The organism is Adhaeribacter terreus (genome assembly GCF_042657365.1).
GTDB lineage: Bacteria > Bacteroidota > Bacteroidia > Cytophagales > Hymenobacteraceae > Adhaeribacter_A > Adhaeribacter_A terreus.
In genome coordinates, this window is sequence record NZ_JBHSKT010000003.1 from 136,520 (window position 1) to 155,298 (window position 18,779).

Annotated in this window: 12 protein-coding genes; 4 read left to right on the forward strand and 8 right to left on the reverse strand. The window is 44.6% G+C overall.

Features of this window, described 5'->3' with window-relative positions:
* Window positions 1-66: 66 nt before the first annotated feature.
* The 3 genes from ACFPIB_RS05935 to ACFPIB_RS05945 form a co-directional block, all read right to left on the reverse strand.
* Window positions 67-2,241 (reverse strand): M43 family zinc metalloprotease, encoded by a 2,175-nt coding sequence (locus ACFPIB_RS05935; RefSeq protein WP_378016513.1) that lies wholly within the window; start codon window positions 2,239-2,241, stop codon window positions 67-69.
* A 102-nt stretch (window positions 2,242-2,343) separates the two neighbouring features.
* Window positions 2,344-4,587 (reverse strand): M43 family zinc metalloprotease, encoded by a 2,244-nt coding sequence (locus ACFPIB_RS05940; protein ID WP_378016514.1) that lies wholly within the window; start codon window positions 4,585-4,587, stop codon window positions 2,344-2,346.
* 117 nt (window positions 4,588-4,704) lie between these two features.
* Window positions 4,705-5,355 (reverse strand): protein-L-isoaspartate(D-aspartate) O-methyltransferase, encoded by a 651-nt coding sequence (locus ACFPIB_RS05945; protein ID WP_378016515.1) that lies wholly within the window; start codon window positions 5,353-5,355, stop codon window positions 4,705-4,707.
* Window positions 5,356-5,446: 91 nt separating this feature from the next.
* Between ACFPIB_RS05945 and ACFPIB_RS05950 the strand changes: the two genes are divergently transcribed.
* The 3 genes from ACFPIB_RS05950 to ACFPIB_RS05960 all read left to right on the forward strand — a co-directional run bounded on the left by ACFPIB_RS05950 (window position 5,447) and on the right by ACFPIB_RS05960 (window position 8,524).
* Complete coding sequence (locus ACFPIB_RS05950; protein ID WP_378016516.1) at window positions 5,447-6,349, forward strand: hypothetical protein; 903 nt, start codon at window positions 5,447-5,449, stop codon at window positions 6,347-6,349.
* Window positions 6,350-6,352: 3 nt separating this feature from the next.
* Window positions 6,353-7,753 (forward strand): sugar transferase, encoded by a 1,401-nt coding sequence (locus ACFPIB_RS05955; RefSeq protein ID WP_378016517.1) that lies wholly within the window; start codon window positions 6,353-6,355, stop codon window positions 7,751-7,753.
* Window positions 7,754-7,930: 177 nt separating this feature from the next.
* Window positions 7,931-8,524: a riboflavin synthase gene (locus ACFPIB_RS05960; protein ID WP_378016518.1), complete on the forward strand. Its 594-nt coding sequence runs from the start codon at window positions 7,931-7,933 to the stop codon at window positions 8,522-8,524.
* A 122-nt stretch (window positions 8,525-8,646) separates the two neighbouring features.
* Here ACFPIB_RS05960 and ACFPIB_RS05965 read toward each other — a convergent pair whose 3' ends face one another.
* The 4 genes from ACFPIB_RS05965 to hemF all read right to left on the reverse strand — a co-directional run bounded on the left by ACFPIB_RS05965 (window position 8,647) and on the right by hemF (window position 13,785).
* Window positions 8,647-9,537, reverse strand: a complete 891-nt coding sequence (locus ACFPIB_RS05965; protein ID WP_378016519.1) for a DUF4249 domain-containing protein — start codon at window positions 9,535-9,537, stop codon at window positions 8,647-8,649.
* A gap of 178 nt (window positions 9,538-9,715) precedes the next feature.
* Window positions 9,716-12,115, reverse strand: a complete 2,400-nt coding sequence (locus ACFPIB_RS05970) for a TonB-dependent receptor (protein ID WP_378016520.1) — start codon at window positions 12,113-12,115, stop codon at window positions 9,716-9,718.
* 22 nt (window positions 12,116-12,137) lie between these two features.
* Window positions 12,138-12,713 carry a phosphatase PAP2 family protein gene (locus ACFPIB_RS05975; protein WP_378016521.1) on the reverse strand — a complete coding sequence of 192 codons (576 nt, stop codon included), beginning with the start codon at window positions 12,711-12,713 and terminating at the stop codon, window positions 12,138-12,140.
* Between the two features lie 175 nt (window positions 12,714-12,888).
* On the reverse strand, window positions 12,889-13,785 hold the full coding sequence (gene hemF / locus ACFPIB_RS05980) for an oxygen-dependent coproporphyrinogen oxidase (protein WP_378016522.1): 897 nt from the start codon (window positions 13,783-13,785) through the stop codon (window positions 12,889-12,891).
* Between the two features lie 126 nt (window positions 13,786-13,911).
* On the opposite strand from hemF, the gene ACFPIB_RS05985 reads away from it, so the two are divergent.
* Window positions 13,912-15,993, forward strand: coding sequence for an alpha-ketoacid dehydrogenase subunit alpha/beta (locus tag ACFPIB_RS05985; protein WP_378016827.1), 2,082 nt, complete (start codon window positions 13,912-13,914; stop codon window positions 15,991-15,993).
* A gap of 252 nt (window positions 15,994-16,245) precedes the next feature.
* On the opposite strand, the gene tamL is transcribed toward ACFPIB_RS05985, so the two are convergent.
* Window positions 16,246-18,771: a translocation and assembly module lipoprotein TamL gene (gene tamL / locus ACFPIB_RS05990; RefSeq protein ID WP_465251495.1), complete on the reverse strand. Its 2,526-nt coding sequence runs from the start codon at window positions 18,769-18,771 to the stop codon at window positions 16,246-16,248.
* Between the last annotated feature and the right edge of the window lie 8 nt (window positions 18,772-18,779).

The window sequence follows — 18,779 nt, forward strand, 5'->3', positions numbered from 1 at the left end:
TATAAAAAAAATACCGCCGCAAAGATAATCCTTGCGGCGGTACAATTAAAGCGCTTTACTTTTTATTTAAAAAACGATAGCCTTTTTCAGCGTTGTAAATCCATTGGCCTGCAGTTTAACTAAGTAGATACCGGCGTTCAGGTTCTGATGACCGGTAATGTCGCTTAATTTAATTTCCTGCGTGCCGGTCTGGTTTTTCTTAACGAATGTTTTACCGATCTGCTGACCTGTTACTGAAATTAATTCCAGCGTGAAATCTGTTGCAGTTGGTAGAGCAAAACTAACAGTAGCATCGCCGTTGCTTGGGTTCGGATAAACATTCAGGTTAGCAGCTTCTGCCAGATTATCGTTCATGCCGCTTACCAGTCCGGTAATTTCAATATCGTCCAGATACACCGGGTTACCGCCGTCGCTGGTTACTTCAAATTTGAACATCAGGTTACCACCAGAAAACGTGTTCGGGATATTGAAACTTTCCTGACGCCAGTGGCTTGCTTGTGGCGAGTAATTACCAGAAGCAGTAATCGGGCCGGTAGCAAGCGTAGCACCCGTTTTGGTATAACGGTCAGACCAGGTATTGCCGCAATCGTCAGAAATTGAAATCGTTAATCTTTCATTGCTTTCAGAAGTTTTTTGAGCATGCGCTAATTTAAATTTCAGCGAAGCATTTTTTACATTGTAAAAGCTGATGCTTGGAGAAATTAACGCATTTTTAAGACCGGCTGTAACATTATTGTTCCGCACACGCAGGCTACCGATACCAGTAGCAGCCACTGAAGTTATGCGCTCCCAACCAGTATTACCAGAAACTTCACGTTCCCAGCTTTCAGCAGGATTGCTTGGGTCGGTAGGGAAATTGGCTTTTTCGAAACCACGAATAAATGGTACACCGGCTACACTGTTTCCGGAACCTACAATTACCGTGTTGGTTTTGGTAAGCGAATCCTGACCATAAGCATTGGTTACAACTAAAGTAGCATTATATACCCCAGGAGTATTGTAGGTTACAAAAGGGTTTGGTGAAGTAGAGGTAGATGGCGTTCCGCCTGGAAATCTCCAGCTATATGTTGGTGTAGTTCCGGCCAGGTTATAAGCCTGTTCCTGAAATGCAACAATATTTCCGGCACAGATCCGGTTGGAAGTTGCACTGAAATCAACATTCGGGGCGCAAGGCGAAGCCGTGTATCCCGGATTTGTACCAGTTGCTACCAGGTTAGCTGAATCGGCAAGTGTATTACGGCAATTGCTGAGTGCGGTGGTATTGAAAAGTGCATTTACCATTACCGTTTTCTGGCCGGTAGTAAACATTTTTGCACAGGATGAATAATCCATAAAATTCTGCACATTGTCTGGCATTGCCCCATTCGGGTCTGGGAACGGGTAAGTGCCTGTACAGGAATTAGCAGTAGTATTACAGCTGAAGTTTGTAGAACCTACCGTATTTGGAGTATCCGCAATACCATCGTCCATACCGCAGTTGGTGCTGGCACCAGGCGTATTGCCCGCGCCCCAAACGTGTGGCAAGCCCATGTAATGGCCAATTTCGTGGGTTAAAGAACGAGCAGAAAAATTGCCGCCATTCGATTGACCAATGCTACCAAACTGCGTGTTCAGGATCACCACACCTTCTATGTTGGGTGGTACATTACAAGGCAGGTAAGAATATCCACCAGCTCCAAAAGAGATATTATCTACTACCCAGATATTCAGGTATTTTTCCGGTGCCCAGCGGATCAGATTTTTTACGTTATTATCGGCATTGTTTGTAAGGGTAGTGTACGTACGGGTAATACCGGTTGTACAATTTCCCTGCGGATCTTTTTGTGCCAGCTTAAATTCAAATTCAATATTGGCATGTAAAGGCTTATAAGCGCTTACTACACTTCCGGTATCTAAGCTGGATTTTGAATAATCTTCGTTAATGATCCGAACAGCATCCATCACTTGGGCATCGGTAATATTATCGGAGCCATAGGTATGCATAATGTGTATAACAATTGGAATGGTATACTTACCGCCGTTCTTTTTAATGCGAGCTGCCTCGGGGTTATTATTCAGGTTTTTTACCATTTCCATAAATTGTTTCCGGCCCTTCGCATAATCCGGATACAGATTCATGGCCGCATTGGTCATGCTGTCGGTGGCACAATATTTACGGAACGGAAAGTTCTGACTTTGCGCCTGGTTTAGGCCAAGGCCTAAGGTTAAACTGCTTGCTAAGAACAGTAATTTTTTTCGCATAAAAAGTGAGTTTTGATAGATGAAAATTCGTTAAAAAAAAGGGCTTGCTTTACCGGAACCATTCAGTCCATAAAACAAGCCCGTTTGTTAAATTAAAAGCAATTACTGAACAATAAGTTTAGTGTTATAAACTTTGTCGCCAAGGTTCATTTCTACCAGGTACATGCCTGCACTTAAGTTCTTCATTTTATCGTGTAAACCAATAGTATGCGAACCGGCCGCAAACTTTTCGTTCTCTTTACGATAGATAACATTGCCAATCAGATCGTAGATCTTCACAGAAACGTTCTCAGGAGTTTTCAGATCGAAATTGATACCAGTTTGCATGGTTACCGGGTTTGGATAAACTTTGATGTTGTTTTCCAAAGCAACTTCTTCGTTAGTACCTAACAAGCTGAATAATTTGAAATCATCGATGTAAATAGAGTTACCACCTGCACTATAAGTTTCGAACTTGAACATGATGGTGTTGTCTAATTTAGCTACCGGTATCGGAATTCTTTCTTCTCTCCAGTCAGCAGCGGTAGGTTTAAAGTTATTGGTAACAATTGAAGTCGTTACCAGGCTATTGCCGCTTTTGTTAAATTTATCGGTCCAGTTTACACCGCAATCCGTTGAATAAGATACTTTCAATACTTCTTCCGGCGTAATAGGTGAGCTGGTATTTCCTTTCTTCGCAAACGCTAGCTTAAATGAAGCAAAAACTGAGCTGGTCAGGTTGGTTGTTTCAATATTAGGCGAATAAAGCGTAGAAGTTATACCTTCATTTATTACGCTTGGGTGGTTATTAAGGCGTAGCGAATATTTTCCTGATGCAGAAGCCTGATCGTAACGTACCCAGTTGTTGGCATTCTCAACTTCAGTGGTTTCAAGATCCCAGCTGTAATTTGGAGTAGCATGTGTAGGGAATGAATTGTTCGGGAAAGACGTATCCTCGAAGCTTTCATGATAAGTAACGCTGTTTGAAGCCGATGGAATGTTGGTAACCGGTAAAACCTTAACAACTGCATTTTTGGTAATGGAACGTGAAGATGTACCATTGCCGGCAGATAAAGTTACCGCATATACACCTGGCGTATTATAAGTAACTACCGGGTTCTGATCGGTAGAAGTGGCTGGTGTACCGCCCGGGAAAGTCCAGTTCCAGGAAGTTACATTGCCATTGTAGCTTTCATCTTTAAAGCTAACAGAAGCACCTGCACAAATACGATCGTTATATACAGCAAAGTAAGGTTGCGGCACTAAAGGACCAACGGTAGCATTAGGGTCTATACCGGTAACCATCGCGTTGCTTGGGGAAGCACCGTTAGTAGAAGTCAGGTTTTGAAGCGTCGAAATTGATGAAAGTGCAGCGTGCGCTCTTACCCGCTGGCCTTCAGTGAACATGTTCTGGCAAACGTCATAGCTCATGTAGTTTTCTACCTGATCTACCATATCGGTAGTGAATGCACTACCTGTACCTGTATCCAGACTACAAGTGTTTTGGGTAAAATCGCAACCTTGTGTTGAATAAGCAGATGGAGGCGTATCACCAACCATGTCTCCCAATAAGGTATGATCTCCTCCCTGGCAACCGGAAGCTTGTCCCTGTCCCTGGAAAGTATGCCATAAGTTGATACAGTGGCCTACTTCGTGCGTAGCAGTACGGCCATCGGTGATGGAAGTAGAACCTGGTACGTCGCCAATGCGGCCCCACTGCGAGTGCAGCATTACCAGGCCATACGTATTCCAGGCTCCCATGCCCGGAAACTGGGCGTAACCTAATATCTGGCTTCCCGGAGGGCTATCGATATCGTTTACTAACCAGATATTGAAATATTTATCAGTCGGCCAGGCTGGCGCACCAATTTTTATGTCGTTGCGGGTAACAGGGCCGTTTGTTGTATGAGAAGTTACGCGGTTAATACCTTCGGTTGGGAACCCATCTGGGTCGATGCGGGCCATAACGAATTCAATTTCCAGGTCTGCTGCATAAGGCGCGTAAATAGCCCGGGTATTCACTTTATCGGCATTGGTACGACGGAAATCTTCATTTAAAACCTGGATACCGTTCAATACCTGTTCTTTTGAAATGCCGTTAAAACCTTTTTCTGTTACTACGTGCACTACTACTGGTATTTTCAGCACAGTACCATTTGTCTTAGCCGATGGGTTTTGCTGAATATATTTCCGGATCTGTTGTTCGATGGCAATACGCGATTGCGCATAGGTCGGATTCTGAAGTTCAAGTTCACGGGTGTGTTCGTCGGTATAGCAACCATATTTAGATACCGACTGAGCATAACTAACGCCGCTGAAAAGGAAAAAACCAGAGGCAGTAGCTAAAAGTAAATTTTTTAATTTCATAAATGACGTACTATTTGCAGGCAAGATAACAATTTCATAAATGAAATGCAATATTGTAGTAATATCGTTCCCTTAAGAAGTAAGTATTTTTATAATTGATAACTTGTTGTCTGCTAACTATTTCCAACCAGACCGTCCTAAGAGTGGCACAAACTTGAAATCTTCCAGCTCTTCTTTAATAAAATCAGTATCCGATACTTTTTTTACCCGCAGCATTTTCTGCGTTCCGGCACTGCCCACAGGAATTACCAATATGCCACCCGGTTTTAATTGCAGCAGTAAAGCTCTGGGAACGGCAGGTGCACCGGCGGTTACAATTATTTTATCGTAGGGCGCGTGTACCGGCAAGCCTTCAGAACCATCGCCATAAAATGCCTGCGGATGAACTTTCAGATCGTGAAATACTTTGAGGGCTTTTTTATAAAGTACCTGATTATATTCTATTGTATAAACTTCAGGCGTGATTTTTAACAAAACACAGCATTGGTACCCGGAACCCGTGCCGATCTCCAGCACTTTGTCCGTTGGTTTCAGTTCCAGCAGTTCGGTTTGGTAGGCTACGGTGTAAGGCTGCGATATAGTCTGGCCTTCACCAATAGGGAAAGCTTTGTCCTGGTAAGCATGTTCGAGAAACGCCTTTTCGAAAAAATAATGACGCGGAATTTCCTCAATGGCCTGTAATACGCGTTCATCCCGGATGCCTTTTTCGCGGAGTAGTTTTACCAGCGCTTTGCGCATGCCTTTATGCCGGTAGGTGTCTGTGATCATAGTTTTAAGAATCTATTAAGCCGCAGAAAGCAATCTTATTTCGGGTTTCGCGTTTTTAATTTTAAATTTGCCCAGAAACTAATAATTTAACATGCGGTTCCGCTCTGTTGTTTTCCGTCTTTTGCCTGTGGCAGCTTTTTGCTGGCTTTCAGGTTGCGAAATTATCAATCCTACGGAAGATACACCATCTTATATAAAAATAAACAGCATTCCGCTCGATCCGCGAAAAAATGCTACTGAAGATTACGGCTCTGCTTCTAACAATATTGTAGATGCCTGGGTTTTTGCCAATAAGAAAATAATCGGTTGTTTCGAACTTCCGGCCACCATTCCGATTGTGGCCGATGGTAACGTAGAAATTGATGTTTACGCTGGTATATATGGCGATGGCCAGAAAGCAGCCCGTTTTCCGTATGCGTTTTATACTCAGTACGATACAACGGTATTGCTGGAACCGGGAAAAGTAACTGCCGTTGCCCCGAAAGTGAAATTTGAATCCCGCACCGTAGTGCCTTTCGACGTTTACGAAGATTTTACGGCTTTTCCGGCAACGCCGGCAATTCGGGTGGCAGCCAACAGCGCTTACAAACTGGAAGCTAACCAGGATTCTTTAGCTGATTTTAAATATGCCAATGCAACAGTAGGAGTGGTTTACGGCAAATCCGGCGAAACTTCAGATCTGGTATTGGAATCTTTATTTAACGGGAGACTGCCACAGGCAAATGCGCCGGTTTTCCTGGAATTCGATTACCGTACTACCCGGCCTTTTAAAGTGGGAGTTTTGGCTACTGCTGTAGGTGGCAACCCAACTCCAATTATGGACCTTACGCTGAACCCGACCCGTAAATGGACCAAAATGTATGTGAACCTGACCGAAGAAGTGAATATTACCGGTTTGCAAAGCGCAAATTTCCGGATGCTCTGGCAGGTAGATATGAACGGTAACCCCCGCGATTACTTCGCAATTGACAACATCAGGCTGATTCATTTTTAGGTTTTGACGCGCAACTTCCAGAAAATTAAACTGATCGTAGCAGATTATCTGGCCGCTTTGCTGGCTTGGATCCTGTTCTACGCGCTTCGCAAATACATTCTGCACGAAATGAGCGAAGGTATTTCGTTCTTTTTGCTGGGCAGTGCGCTCATGATCGCCACTTTCTGGTTCCTTTTATATACCCTTATCGGGCAGTACCGCGATATTTTCCGGAAAAGCCGGGTAAAGGAAATTACCAATTTGGCGCAAATTTCGTTTCTGGGCGCCATCATTATCTTTTTTGCATTGTTGCTCGATGATGAAGGAGTGCAGAATTACCGGAGCTATTACAAAACCATCTCTACCTATTTTCTGCTGCATTTCCTGATAACCGGTATTTTCCGTACCATTACCATAACCAGCATTAAAAAACTGATCCGCACCGGAAAGATCTCCTTCAACACTTTAATTGTAGGTTCTAATACCAATGCGCGGGAAGTTTACCTGGAGCTTGAAAATAATAACCGCCATTTGGGGTTAAATATACTGGGATATCTGCACGTTTTTCAGGCCATAGAAACGCTGTTTGTAAACGAACTTAAAAACCTGGGCTATTACCAGAAACTTCCTGAGCTCATTAAAAAACACAATATCGAGGAAGTAATCATTGCCATTGAGCCTTCCGAACACAAAAAAATAGAGGAAATTCTCGGCCTGATGGAAGGCGAAAATGTGCGGATCAGCATCCTGCCCGATCTTTACCAAATATTGCTTGGCTCGGTAAAAGTAAACCACCTTTTCGGAACGCCGCTCATTGAGATAAAGCAGAACCTGATGCCGGTGTGGCAGGAAGTGCTGAAACGTTTGATCGATGTGGTGGCTTCGGCGTTGTTTTTACTGATCTTTTTCCCGGTTTATGCCATGATCGCGGCTATGGTTAAACTCTCCAGTCCGGGACCGGTTTTTTACAAGCAGGAACGCATTGGCAAACACGGAAAGCCGTTTTATATCTATAAATTCCGCAGCATGTTCATCGATGCGGAAAAACAAGGGCCTTCACTTTCTTCAGATTATGACCCGCGGATTACCAGCTGGGGCCGTTTTATGCGCAAGGTTCGGTTAGATGAATTGCCGCAGTTCTGGAACGTGATCATCGGGGATATGAGTCTGGTGGGGCCGCGCCCGGAACGCCAGTTCTTTATTGATCAGATCGTAAAAATTGCGCCGCATTATAAGCATTTGCACCGCGTTCGTCCGGGAATTACATCTTTAGGGCAAGTAAAATATGGCTATGCCAGCAGTGTAGATGAAATGGTGCGCCGCCTGAAATTCGATATTCTTTACATCGAAAACATGAGCCTTGCCATGGATTTCCGGGTGATGCTTTACACTATAAAAATTATTGTAGAAGGAAGAGGGAAATAAAGTGTTAATTTTTTAATGTGCTGATGTGCTATTTTTGTTTCGCATATTAGCTCATAGTTTGAAGAGTATTCAGCACTTTTTAAGCATAAAACCATACCGATTTACTTCAACCATTAATTTATTAAACTAAGTGCAAATAGCACATCAGCACATTAAAAAAATAGCACCTTAAAACCCATGTTCACCGGAATAATTGAAACGCTTGGCACTGTAAAAAATGTCCGTACGGAAGGCACGAATAAGCATTTTACTTTAACTGCGCCTTTTGTGCATGAATTGAAAATTGACCAAAGCGTGGCGCATAACGGCGTGTGCTTAACCGTAGTGGCTATAGAAAATGATACGTATACGGTAACCGCTATTGACGAAACGTTGCAGAAAACGAACCTGAGTTTTTTAGCTGAAAACCATACCGTTAATCTGGAACGTTGCATGCCGGCTTCCGGCCGTTTCGATGGACACATTGTGCAGGGGCACGTAGACCAAACAGCTGTTTGCAAAAGCATTGAAGATCAGAATGGCAGCTGGCTTTTTACCTTCGAATACGATGCTGCCCAAGGCAATATTACCGTAGAAAAAGGTTCGGTTTGTGTGAATGGCATCAGCTTAACGGTGGTAAATTCAAAAGCCAATTCCTTTTCCGTAGCCATTATTCCTTACACGTTCGAGCACACCAATTTACATACTTTAAAAGTGGGGGATACAGTAAACCTGGAATTCGATATTATCGGTAAATACATTGCCCGCATTCTGAAACCGCAGCTTGGTTAATTGTTAATTGCTGATTGTTAATTGAGATCCGAAAAACGGTAGGGTTTTTTAGGTAAAAAGTCAAAAACGCTATGGTTTTCGCATTAAAAACTCAAGGTAAATAATCAATCAGCAATCAATAATTATTCAGGCACAATAAAATGATAATACAGAACGCCGTAACCGCCCCAGATTCCTAAGCCGCCTTTTATATTACTTTCAATTTTTACCGGTGCGCCAAACGGATTTCCTCGGCTGCCGAAATCGCTTTCCAGACTTTGCCAGAAACGATAATGCGCCATGTCAATCGCGGCCCATTTAACGGTAATGGTATCGCCTTTCCGGAAATAACTGTAACTGTCGAAATCGGGTTCCCGTGTTTTTGGTTCGCCGCGTTGCAAAGGGAAATCAATAAACGGTTTGCCATTCACAAAATCATCGATAAAAACGGAAGTGAAATAACCGGGATAAAAGGGTTCCTGATTCCGTTTGGTGAAATACCGCACGCAATTTCCAACCGTATCGGGATCTTTGTAACGGTACCAGAGTGCTACAAGAGTATCCATTTTCGGGTCGGGGTGGGGTTTTATCCAAAGTGAATCGATGGGGTTTAGTTGCGGAATGCTTGTGCTGGCCGTGGCCGTTTCTCTATCCGTTTCAATGCGAAGTTTGTAGTTTTTCCCGACCTGGCCTTTCAGTTCAGCAGAAGTATAAAAATAAAATGTGAAAGGGAGGCCGCCACCGTTATTTTCCGGACTGATTCCAAATTGTTCGGCAACCAGTTTCTGAAGTTCCGGCGGTAAATTACTGGTATTAAATTCCTGCAAAACATATTCCCGCACGCCATCCGAAACGAAGACCCGGGCATGGTGTACAAAAGCCGCTTCTATCTGTTGCGGCGAAAAATTGCTAAAAACTGGCACGCTACGCGTAAGCACCACCACCGGCGGCGTATCCTGTTCAATGTGCCCTTCCACGATCAGTTGTGCTTCACCTTCCGGAATTTCTAAAAGCAGATTTTTCTCGCAACTCACCAAAAACGGTATCAAAATCAACCCAAAAAGTCGAAGAAACTTCCTGAAATATATTGCCTTATTTATCATTCAATTTCTCTAAACGTTATTTACAAACCGCGTAAATCACTAATCACTAATCACTAATCACTAATCACTAATCACTAATCACTAATCACTAATCACTAATCACTAATCATTAAAAAGTAAAATTCCAGGTAACCGATGGGATCGGGAACGGAAAAATGCTTACTTTTTTAGCCTGTAATTTTATCGAATTATCGTACGGATTTCCGGTGCTGTCTATGTAATAAAAGAACGGATTCTGTCGCGCGTACACGTTGTAGATCGCAAACGTCCAGCTCGATTTCAGTTTCTTTGTGGTGGGTTTTTCATATGTGGCAGAAAGGTCGAGCCGGTGAAAACTTTCCATCCGGAAGCCGTTGCGATCGCCGTATTGGTAGGTTACAATGCCCTCGATCACGTAACGCCGCACCGGAATAGTAAGCGGCTGACCAGTAGCATACACGAAACTGCCGCCGAATTTCCAGCGGTCATTCAACGTATAAGAAATTACCACCGAACCATCGTGCCGCCGGTCGAAACGCGCCGGAAAGGCTTTGCCTTCGTTCAGTTCCGGAAACTTGCGGTTGGTGTAAGAAAGTGTATAACCGATCCAGCCTTGCAGCGCACCAAAGTTCTTTCGCACGAATAATTCCAATCCGTAAGCATCGCCGTCGCCACTCACAAATTCGTATTCCAGGTCGCGGTTGCTGGGGCCGGGTGCGTAACTTTCACGGTATTCGAGCTGGTTTTTCAGGATTTTATAATAGATCTCGGCCGAAGCTTCGTAATTGTTTTCCAGGAAATTGCGGAAATAACCAGCTGCGAACTGCGTTGCTTTTTGTGGCGGCACTAAAACCGAACTCGGCACCCAGATATCCAAAGGCAGCGAAGTAAAAGAGTTGGAAACCAGGTGCAGGTACTGGGCATTCTGCGAAAATCCGGCCTTCACCGATGCCCGCTCAGAAAATGCATACCGGAACGAAAACCGCGGTTCCAGCATGTTGAAATCCGTCACTTTTTCGCCCTTTTCATACACCGTTGAGTCTGCTAAAGCGCCGTTCGTCTCAAAATTATATAGCGTGAAAGGCCCGCTTTGCCTGAAAAAACTACCGCGTAAACCGGCCGAAACCTGAAACCTATCCGTTATCGCCCAATCTTCTGAGATATAAACGCCGGCTTCGTGCGCAAACTTTTCTTTTACGCGGTCGGTAGAAAAATCCAGGCCATCTTCCGTTTGCGCTTGTCCGGCGCGGGGCGTGAGGGTGTGGTGCGTATAAATGCTGCCGAACTGTAAAGTGTGCCGCGCATTGGGTTGCCAGTCGAGGTCTATTTTGGCGCTTTTGTCTTTTACACCCGTTACCAGTTTAGAAGTATAGGTATCGAAAGTGGAGTTGAAATTGAACTGGTAGACGGTATATAATCCGGATACATTCAGAAATAGTTTCGGGTTAAAAATATGGTTCCAGCGGGCCGAAGCGGTGGTGTTTCCCCAATCGAACTGTGCTTTAAAACTGGCATTCTGTAATGAAAATTCACCCACATCGCGGCCATAATACCCATCCAGATACAACCGGTTTTTCTGATTGATCTCATAAGACAGGCCACCATTCAGGTCATAAAAATAATAGGGCACGCCGCCTTGGTCGGTATTTTTCAGGAAAGGTGCTGCCAACTGATCGATATACGTGCGGCGGCCGGAAAGCAGAAAAGAAGCCTTATTTTTTACGATCGGACCTTCCAGTGTAAGCCGCGAAGCAATTAAACCCAAACCGCCGGTAGCTTTCAGCGAATCGGAATTGCCGTTTCTGGTCGAAATATCCAGCACCGAAGAAAGTCGCCCACCGTAACGCGCAGGCATATTTCCTTTCAATAAGGTAACCTTGCCAATGGCATCGGAATTAAAAACTGAAAAGAAATTCATTAAATGGCCCGGATTATAAACGATGGCATCGTTGAGCAAAACCAGGTTCTGGTCGGAGCCTCCGCCGCGCACGTAAAAACCGGTATTGCCTTCGCCGCCGCTTTTCACGCCCGGTAAAAGCTGAATGGTTTTAATAATATCGGTTTCCCCGAAAAGCACCGGCAACGTTTTTATTTGTTCCATCGGAAGAATAACTTCTCCCATTTGGGTACTGCGTACGTTTTCGTTGGTCCGGCGGCCGGTTATTTCAACTTCGTTTATGGTTTTGGTTTGAGCCGAAAGCTGAAAGTTCAGGGATGTATTGGTGGAAATATGAATGGCTTTTTCGAGGGGCTGATAGCCGATGTATTGCACCAGAACGGTATGGTTTCCGGACGGGAAAGTCAATTGGTAAAAACCGTTGGCATCGGTAACGGTGCCTTTTTGCGGATCGTTTTTAAGGATGATTGAAGCGCCGGGCAGGGTTTCATTGGTCTGTGAATCGCGCACGAATCCGCTCAGAGTAAAAGTAGTTTGCCCGGAAGCCGGCAAAAACGCCAGGAAAAGAAGCAGGAAAAGTAAAAAATGGTATGGCAAAGCGAACAAAAACCTCAATTGAAACATCGCTTTCATAACCAATTTAATTCGGAAAAAGTTACCGTCGGAAAAAATCGTAACGTTGCAGAATTCTCTGATAAAGTTTTTCAGAAAGCCAGGCCATACTGATACCAAGCAACGCACCGGCTAAAATATCACCGGGATAATGAACCCCTAAGTAAATGCGGCTGTAAGAAACAACGGCGGCCCAGATAATAAGCGAAACCTTGAACCACAAATAGCGCGGCGGCAAAACCAAAACCATAAATGTGGCTAAAGCGAACGTAGTAGCGGCATGCGAAGAAATAAAACCAAATTTCCCGCCGCAACCGCTCACTATATTGATCACTTCCGAAAGTTCAGGATCGTGGCAGGGGCGTAAACGGGCAAAGCCAGGTTTAAAAAATTTGGATGAAATAAAATCGGCGGCGCCAACACCTACCACCGCCATGATCAGTTTCATATAACCACGACGGCCGAAGGTGTAAATTAAATAAATGATCAGCGCCAAGTAAGCCGGAACCCAGAAAAACCTCTCAGATACCAGCACCATGATCGGATCCCAGAATTCCGTGTGGTGGCTGTTGAGATAAATAAAGATCTCCCGGTCAATATTTCGAATGGTTTCTAACAAGGCTATTTAATGTGCTAATGGTTTAATATGCTAATGTGTTAACTAGGAATTTGGTAATGGGTTTTTATTCAGATTATTTTGGTTGAAAAGGCTAGCGATCTCTTGCTGAAAAGTGCTAATCTGGTTTTAAGTGATATATTGAATTTAGAAAATAGCACATTAAAAAATTAGCACATTAAACCACGTTCACCCAGTCAATATCTTTCTTCAGCAGGCTTTGGGTTTCTGCTTCCAAGCTGCCCGGTTCCGGTTTGAAATTATATTCCCAGCCGGCCAGATTTGGCAAACTCATTAATATACTTTCTATTCTTCCGGAGGTTTCCAGTCCGAATTTGGTGCCCCGATCTATGGCTAAATTGAACTCTACGTAACGACCGCGACGCAGTAATTGCCACTGCTTTTCGCGCTCAGTATAAGGTAGTTCGCGGTTCTCATTTACAATTTGAGTATAAGTCGGGCCAAAAGTATAAGCCAGATCTTGAATAAAATTGAAACGATCCTGCAAACTGATATTTTCCGTAGCCATTAACCGGTCCGCGAAAACGCCGCCTATACCGCGGGTTTCCTGGCGGTGCGTGATGTAGAAATAATCGTCGGCCCACTTTTTAAACTCCGGATAGTAACTTTCGTGGTGTTTGTCGCAAACATTTTTGAGTTGCTCGTGAAAGAATTTTCCCTGGGCTTTGTTTACGTAAATGGGAGTAAGGTCTATGCCGCCGCCAAACCAGGCATCGCCGTTACCCGCTTCAAAATAGCGCACGTTCATATGCGTGATCGGTACCATCGGGTTTTCCGGGTGAATGACCACTGAAACGCCGGTTGCAAAATAATTCGGATCGGGCAGGTGCAGGGCTTTGGCTGCATTTTCAGGTAAACTTCCTGTAACTGCCGAAAAATTTACCCCGCCTTTTTCAAACACGTTACCTTTCTGAATAACGCGCGTACGGCCGCCGCCGCCGGTATGGTGCTGCCACAGATCTTCGTGGAATTTCGCTTTACCATCGCAGGTTTCCAATGCGGCGCAAAGGTCGTCCTGGAACCGGCGCATAAAATTTTCGACTTGTTCTCTCATGTTCGGGATAAAAAAACGCTATGAAAATGCCTTGCAAAAGTATTATATATATGGCAGCTTTCCGAAATCCGTTTTAAAAAACGGGTTAAAATGGCTAAATTTGTAAGAAGAAATAAATATCTGCTTATGTTGAATGAAGTTGCTGCTGCCGAAAAAACCGATGTTTCGGTATTGCTGAAAGCCTATAAACTGATGCTTACGGCTAAAAATATGGCCGATACTTACGAAGATAATAAAACGATCTGTAGCAAATACGTGCACAGCACTTCGCGTGGCCACGAAGCCATTCAGCTGGCAACTGCCTTTCAATTAAAGCCTTACGATTTTGCTTCGCTTTATTACCGCGATGAATCTATTCTTTTAGGCATGGGCCTTACGCCGTATGAACTCATGCTGCAGCTCATGGCCAAAGCCGACGATCCTTTCTCTGGCGGTCGTACTTATTACGGTCACCCGAGTTTGCGCCGCGAAGGTTTTCCGGTAATTCCGCACCAAAGCTCGGCAACCGGCATGCAGGCCATTCCGGCTACCGGTATGGCCCACGCCATTTCTTACCTCGAAAGCCAGAAACTGCGAGATGCCAATGAAACGCCTTCAGTGGTTTTGTGTTCTTTCGGTGATGGATCGGTTACGGAAGGTGAAGTGGCAGAAGCATTCCAGATGGCGGTATTGAAAAATCTGCCGATCGTTTATTTGGTGCAGGACAACGACTGGGGAATTTCAGCTACCGGCAAAGAAATGCGCGCTATGGATGCATATGAATATGCGGCCGGCTTCAAAGGTATGCAACGCATGCGCGTGAACGGTTCCGATTTTGTAAGTTCTTACGTAGGCATGGCATTGGCTTTCCAATACGTGCGTGAAGAACGCAAACCAATTCTGGTTCACGCGAAATGCCCGCTTTTAGGTCACCACACTTCAGGAGTGCGCCGCGAATGGTACCGGGGAGATGATTTGGCCCAGCATGCCTTGACCGATCCGATACCGCAACTTGAAAAGCATTTGCTGAACGCCGATGTAAGCCAGGAAGAGTTAGATAAAATAGCTGCCGAAGCTAAAGCTTACGTGCAGGAGCAATACGGAAAAGCTTTAGCCGCACCAAATCCGGACCCAACCACTTTTGATCAGCACGAATTTGCGCCAACGCCGGTAACCGAAGAAAAAGGTGAAAGAAGCCCGAGCTGCGGTGAAAAAAGCATTATGGTAGATGCTGCTTTACACGCTGTAGACGATATTCTGAAAACCTATCCGGAAGCCTTATTTTACGGCCAGGATGTAGGTGGTGAACTGGGTGGTGTTTTCCGCGAAGCCGCTTTACTGGCTAAAAAATACGGCGACGAGCGCGTTTTCAATACGCCAATTCAGGAAGCTTACATTGTCGGTTCAACGGCTGGTATGTCGGCGGTAGGAGCTAAGCCAATTGTAGAAATTCAGTTTGCCGATTATATCTGGCCGGGTATTAACCAGTTGGTAGAAGAACTTTCGAAAAGCTGCTACCTGTCTATGGGTAAATTCCCGATCCAATCTGTAATTCGCGTGCCAATTGGCGCTTATGGCGGTGGCGGACCATATCATTCCGGTTCAGTAGAAAGTACCTTGTTGAATATCCGGGGCATTAAAGTGGTTTACCCAAGCAACGCCGCCGATATGAAAGGTTTGATGAAAGCTGCTTTCCTGGACCCGAACCCGGTAGTAATGCTGGAACATAAAGGTTTGTATTGGAGCAAAGTGGCCGGAACCGAAGATGCCAAAACCATTGAACCAGACGCCGATTACATACTTCCATTAGGAAAAGCCAACATTGTACAGGAAGCCAGTGATGAGCAAATACGCATTGGCAATACTTTAACCGTAATTACGTATGGTATGGGCGTGTATTGGGCTAAAACGGCGTCGAAGCAATTCGAAGGTTCCATTGAAATTGTTGATTTAAGAACGCTGAACCCGCTGGATTTTGAAACGGTAGTGAAATCGGTTAAAAAACACGGTAAAGTGTTGGTACTGACTGAAGAACCGCTGATGAACTCTTTTGCCGAATCTTTGGCCGGAAGAATTTCCAAAGAATGTTTCCAGCAGCTTGATGCTCCGGTATTTACGTTAGGTGCAGCCAATTTACCAGCCATTGCCCTGAACGTAGAGCTCGAGAAAATGATGTTGCCGAACGCTGAAAAAGTAGCCGCCACCTTTGATGAGTTACTGAATTATTAATCAGTTTTAGCAGGTAAAACGGTAGCGTTTTTTGTATAGAATTTAAGCCTGATCGTTTGGTCAGGCTTTTTTTATCTACCTGTTTAGACTGGCACAAGTGACGCCTGCGGCTTAACCCTTGCGCCAGTAAAGGTATCGAAAGATTAAGGCAGTTTTTTACTTAAAAACGGTACCGTTTTTATGCTTAAAAGTAAAAGCCCTGCAAATAATTTGCGGGGCTTTTACTTTTTCTGGCTCAACCCATAGCGCTTTTTAGAACGGATATCCAATGCCAATGTTGAATGAATTCTGCATGTTCTTAGAACTGAACAGGCGGTTAATTCTGAAACGGTCCAGCACAAAACGCTGGCCTTCCGGTTCTGCCGGGTCTATTACTTTGGTAGCAAAGTCGAAACGAACCACTACAAAGGAAAAATCAAAGCGGGAGCCAAAACCAAGATCTACCGCAAATTCTTTGTGAAAATCCTGGAGACCGGAGCCCGGTAGTTCCGGATTTTCTTTTAAAGTCCAGACGTTGCCGGCATCAATAAAAAAAGCACCGTTCCAGAAACCGAAAATATTGAAGCGGTATTCCGCATTTCCTTCTATTAAAACTTCTCCGGGTTGCTCCGGCCGGTAATCGCGTTGCGGCTGACCATTTACAATTACCAGGTTATTGTCGGCGTCCGGGTTAAGTTCGTCTTTTAAACGGTAGGGCGGTGTATAAGATCCAGGACCCAGTTTGCGCGGACGCCAGGCTCGTAAGCTCGATCCACCGCCGGCAAAAAAGAATTTATCGTAAGGCAGAATATTGTTGCTGCCGGGCACCGGACTAACAATCCCGAAATTTCCGCGCGCCACGAAATACATTTTCTCTTTGATTTTATAATAGCGGCGGTAGTCGGCGTTAAATTTCAGGAAGCTGTAAGAGCGGTAATTGTTTTTGGTTTGTTCGGTAAGGAATTCGCTGAACCAGCCGCTGAAACCAATGGTATTGTTGCCAGTAATTACGCCGGGTAAATTTCCGATCTCGGCAAAAAGCTTGATGTATTTTGAATCGAGGGTTTGGTTTATGTTGTTGCTGTTGTAAAGCATGGTAGCATTCATACTCGAAACGATACCGGGTTTGAAACTTTCTATCAGGGTAACGCCCAACGCTTTACGGCTTTCCAGATAATCCCGGAAATTATCAGATTTAATGGTAGCATCTATAATATTGATATCTACCAGCGACACAAAATACTGCAAACGCTGCGAACGCTGCCAGAGATAATCGAGCGAAAATTCAGTATTGGTACGGTTATAATCTTCGCGATTGGTATAGGTAAAAGCGGCATTGATACGTGTGCGCGGGTTATAAACTACCAGCTTCGGGTTACTATCGAGTTTGAAAAAAGGGTCGAGGAATTGCGGAAAATACAACGCCACGCTTCCACCTAACTCAGTGGTCGTTACAAGTTTATCGTCAACGGAACTTGGCTGGGCTTCTAAGCCACCGCGTACACCGAATTCCAGGTTTTCAGCACCGCCAAATACATTACGCACTTTTAAACGAAAGCTTCCGTAGGGCAAGGGCAGCGAGGAACCAAAGTTTGTGAAATTGAAATTTCCGCCAAGTTCGTCGGTTATCTGGAAGCGGGTTGCAGGTGTTACGTTCACAAAAGCATCGAGCATGGGCTTTAACGAATCGCTTACAATGGTGTAATTTACCGCCGAAAACCGGTACACGTCCAGATCGCCGATCTGGCGTTGGGTGCGGCTGGTACGAATTAAGCTGTAAGGCTGGCCCACACTCATCCGGATCTTTTTATCCAGCACTTTCGGCGAAACATATTTTTTGTACCATATGTATTTCACGCCGCCATAATCAATTGTATCGCGGGTTACGCCGAAACGATCCAGATTTGCGTCGCCAATAAAGTAGATGGTGCGGATCTTGTAAAGTTTGTGGTTGGCGCTATCTGCCGGGTTCGAAATGGTAGTTTTCAGGCGCACGGTATTGCCGCCAAAACTGGTATCTACATCGAAGAAAATATATTGTTTCCGGAATTCGTAAAAGCCCTGATTACGCATGAGCGTTTCCAGGCGGTCGCGTTCCTGCGTAAGCAATTCTTCGTCGTAAACCTGTCCAGTTTTGATCAGCGATTCTGCCTGCGAATTCCGGACGATGCGTTGCACCGTAGTATCTTTAATATTGTAAGCAGTTTCGCTTAATCTGAAAGGCGTATTTTCGGCAACTTTTAGCGTGAGGTAAATTTTTTTATTTTCCTCTTTGGTTTCGTAGGTTACTTTGTTGTGAAAAAAGCCTTTGGAGCTTAAATAGGTATTTACCTGCGAAACGGTTTCGACGGTAAGGGCAGAATCGTAAATAGAAGGCGGTTCGCCAACCGAACGCATCAGTAAATTGCCTTCCTCTTTTTTGCGGGTAAGCTTAGCCAGACGTTTTTCCTTCTTTTCAGAAAGCTTAACCACTTCACTGGAATCGGCGCCGGCTTTGCTTATTTTCTTTGCAAATTTATCTTCGTTTTCCTGAATCTGCTGCTGAACCTTAGCCGGGTTGTAGAGTCCTTTGCCCCAGTAATATACCGTTAAATAAGGAGTAGAGCCAAAAATGGGTACTTTCCGGTTAGGTTGCTGCCGGAAAAGGGCGCGTATCTTGTCAGGATCCGCCTCCTTTACATCTTCCAGTTTTACGTCGTAAAGCAGCTTTTCTTTGCCTTTTAAATGGCGGGTGGGCACGCAACTCCACGAGAATAAAATTGCGATTGTAAAGGCGAATATGTAAAATCGTAAGTTCAAAAAAAGCT

Coding starts and splice junctions, on each gene's coding strand:
- ACFPIB_RS05935 (WP_378016513.1), bottom strand. CDS start 2,241: ATGCGAAAAAAATTACTGTTCTTAGCAAGCAGTTTAACCTTAGGCCTT.
- ACFPIB_RS05940 (WP_378016514.1), bottom strand. CDS start 4,587: ATGAAATTAAAAAATTTACTTTTAGCTACTGCCTCTGGTTTTTTCCTT.
- ACFPIB_RS05945 (WP_378016515.1), bottom strand. CDS start 5,355: ATGATCACAGACACCTACCGGCATAAAGGCATGCGCAAAGCGCTGGTA.
- ACFPIB_RS05950 (WP_378016516.1), top strand. CDS start 5,447: ATGCGGTTCCGCTCTGTTGTTTTCCGTCTTTTGCCTGTGGCAGCTTTT.
- ACFPIB_RS05960 (WP_378016518.1), top strand. CDS start 7,931: ATGTTCACCGGAATAATTGAAACGCTTGGCACTGTAAAAAATGTCCGT.
- ACFPIB_RS05970 (WP_378016520.1), bottom strand. CDS start 12,115: ATGAAAGCGATGTTTCAATTGAGGTTTTTGTTCGCTTTGCCATACCAT.
- hemF (WP_378016522.1), bottom strand. CDS start 13,785: ATGAGAGAACAAGTCGAAAATTTTATGCGCCGGTTCCAGGACGACCTT.
- ACFPIB_RS05985 (WP_378016827.1), top strand. CDS start 13,912: ATGTTGAATGAAGTTGCTGCTGCCGAAAAAACCGATGTTTCGGTATTG.